At 69.7% G+C, this 1,862-nt stretch carries 3 protein-coding genes; 1 reads left to right on the top strand and 2 read right to left on the bottom strand.

The annotated features are described in order from the left end of the window. Together Q1W68_RS11235 and Q1W68_RS11230 are read right to left on the bottom strand one after the other, a co-directional pair. A partial coding sequence (locus Q1W68_RS11235; protein ID WP_300716724.1) for an MFS transporter occupies window positions 1-893 on the bottom strand: 893 nt, incomplete at its 3' end. Next, window positions 883-1,350: a MarR family winged helix-turn-helix transcriptional regulator gene (locus tag Q1W68_RS11230; RefSeq protein WP_300716722.1), complete on the bottom strand. Its 468-nt coding sequence runs from the start codon at window positions 1,348-1,350 to the stop codon at window positions 883-885. The genes Q1W68_RS11235 and Q1W68_RS11230, both read right to left, overlap by 11 nt. Before the next feature lie 48 nt (window positions 1,351-1,398). Between Q1W68_RS11230 and Q1W68_RS11225 the strand changes: the two genes are divergently transcribed. Continuing rightward, window positions 1,399-1,862, top strand: a 464-nt coding sequence (locus Q1W68_RS11225; RefSeq protein WP_300716719.1) for a PaaI family thioesterase, incomplete at its 3' end; no start/stop codon positions are given.

Here is a 1,862-nt window from a genome sequence, read left to right as displayed (position 1 = left end):
GCCACCGCACGCGTGGCGTACACCAACGACAGCAGCGATTTCATGCGCCAGCGGCCCACGGCCCAGCCCATGGCCAGGCTGCCGATGATGTTGAACAGGCCGATGACGCCCAGCGCCCACGCACCCACCGGCGCGGGCAGACCGCAAGCGGCCACCACGCCGGGCAGGTGCGTGGCCAAAAAGGCCACGTGGAAACCGCAGACGAAGAAGCCGGCCGAGAGCAGCAGGTAGCTCGGGTGGGCCAGCGCCTTGCGGATCGCCTCACCCGCCGGCAGCGACACCGGCGCGGGCGCGGCGCCCGCGGCAGCCGCCGGGCCTGGCCCACGCAACACCCAGGCCGCCGGGAGCGCCAGCAACACGATCAAGGCCAGCGCCTGCATGGCACCGGCCCAGCCCAGACCCAACGTGAGCGCGGCGGCCAGCGGTGCCATCACGAACTGGCCGAACGAACCCCCGGCGTTCACGATGCCGGTGGCCATGCCGCGCCGCTCGGCCGGCATGAGGCGGGTGGTGGCCGCCATCAGCACCGACGGCCCGGCCATACCGGCGCCACCGGCCGAGAGCACGCCGATGGCCAGGATCAGACCCCAGGTGCTCGTCATGAGTGGGGTGATGTAGGTGCCCAGCGCCACCAGCAGCACACCGGCGAGCAACACCCGCCCGGCGCCGATGCGGTCGGCCACAGCGCCCGCAAACGGCTGCGTGAGACCCCACCAGAGCTGGCCGAACGCAAATGCCAGGCTGATGCTGCCCACCCCGAGTCCGGTGGCGGTGTTCAGCGGTGAGAGAAAAAAGCCCATGGTCTGGCGCGTGCCCATGGTCAGCGCAAAAGTGCCGGCGGCGGCCAGCAGCACCAGCCACCACACCACGTGTTTCCGAACGTCAGTCTTCATGGCTGTCCTCCTCGTGGAATGCGGCCAGCCCCTGGTCCAGCAAACCGTGCAGCGCAGCCACGGTGGCCACGCCCAGCTTGTCGTTGAGCGCGAGTTGCGCGGCCTTCCAGCGGCGCTGCGCCTGGCGGCGCGTCTCGCGACCAGCCTCGGTGATGTGCACGAGCCGGCTGCGCGCGTCAGCGCCTTCGCCGATCTCCAGCCAGCCGGCCGCCACGAGCGGCTGCAGGTTGCGCGTGAGCGTGGAGGCGCCCATGTCCATGCGCCGGGCCAGATCGCCCGGCGCCAACGGGCCGAGCTTGTCCACGTGGGTCAGCAGCGAGTACTGCGTGATCTTGAGACCCGAGTCCGCGAGGTGCTGGTCGTAGTGCTGCGTCACGCGCCGCGTGAGCTGGCGCAGCTTGAAGTTGGTGCAGCCCACCGGAGTCGGGGCTGACGCATGGGTGTCAGTGGCCATCATTCGATTGTATCTACAATCATTGCATCTGCAATCAACACAGGAGCCCGCATGTCAGCTGAAGCAACACAGACCGAATGGGTCCGCCATTTCGACGAAACCCGCGCGCGCCTGCGCAGCGGTGCCGGTGCAGGCCTGGCCGACCCAACCCAACTGGCCGGTCTGAACGGCCTGCAGCAAATGCAGGCCATGCTCGAAGGCCGCCTGCCCTACCCGCACATCGCCGACACCATGGACTTCGCACTGGTGGAAGTGGCCGAGGGCCGCGCGGTCTTTCAAGGCCAGCCCCAGCTCAAGCACTACAACCCGCTGGGCAGCGTGCACGGCGGCTGGTACGCCACGCTGCTCGATTCGGCACTGGGCTGCGCGGTGCACACCACGCTGCCGTTGGGTCGCGGCTACACCACGGCCGAACTCGGTGTGAACATCGTGCGCGCTGCGTCCCACAAGAGCGGGCCGCTGCGCGCCATCGGCACGGTGTTGCACGCGGGCCGCCAGCTCGCCACCGCCGAGGC

This window comes from Hydrogenophaga sp. (genome assembly GCF_030158645.1).
Taxonomy (GTDB): domain Bacteria; phylum Pseudomonadota; class Gammaproteobacteria; order Burkholderiales; family Burkholderiaceae_C; genus Hydrogenophaga.
The sequence above is the reverse complement of the archived record's forward strand: the minus strand, read 5'-3'. Positions and strand labels throughout refer to the sequence as shown.